Source organism: Streptomyces fulvoviolaceus, assembly GCF_000718165.1.
Taxonomy (GTDB): domain Bacteria; phylum Actinomycetota; class Actinomycetes; order Streptomycetales; family Streptomycetaceae; genus Streptomyces; species Streptomyces fulvoviolaceus.
This window is the reverse complement of sequence record NZ_JOEY01000185.1, coordinates 1-378: the sequence shown is the minus strand read 5'-3', so window position 1 is coordinate 378 and position 378 is coordinate 1. Positions and strand designations below refer to the sequence as shown.

Sequence of the window (378 nt, the reverse complement as noted above, 5' to 3'; positions counted from 1 at the left end):
CGCCTACGGCCTGACCGAAACCGTCTCCGGCGACACCTTCCTCGACCGCGACCACGCACTGACCAAACTCGGCTCCGTCGGCCGCCCCGTCCCCCACACGCGCGTGCGGATCGTCGACGACATGGGCAAGGAGGTCCCGGCGGGCGAGCTCGGCGAGATCACCCTGCGCGGCCCCAAGGTCTTCGCGGGCTACTGGCGCGACGAGAAGGCCACCGCCGCCGCCCTCAGGGACGGCTGGTTCCACACCGGCGACATCGGCCACCTCGACGAGGACGGCTTCCTCTACATCGACGACCGCAAAAAAGACATGATCGTCTCCGGCGGCGAGAACATCGCCACCCCCGAAGTCGAACGCGTCCTGTACGAACACCCCGCCAT

1 protein-coding gene is annotated in these 378 nt (G+C 68.5%); it reads left to right on the top strand.

Going from position 1 to position 378, the window contains the following annotated elements; genetic code table 11:
- Positions 1-378, top strand: a 378-nt coding sequence (locus IG08_RS0153435; protein WP_030622297.1) for an AMP-binding protein, incomplete at both ends; no start/stop codon positions are given.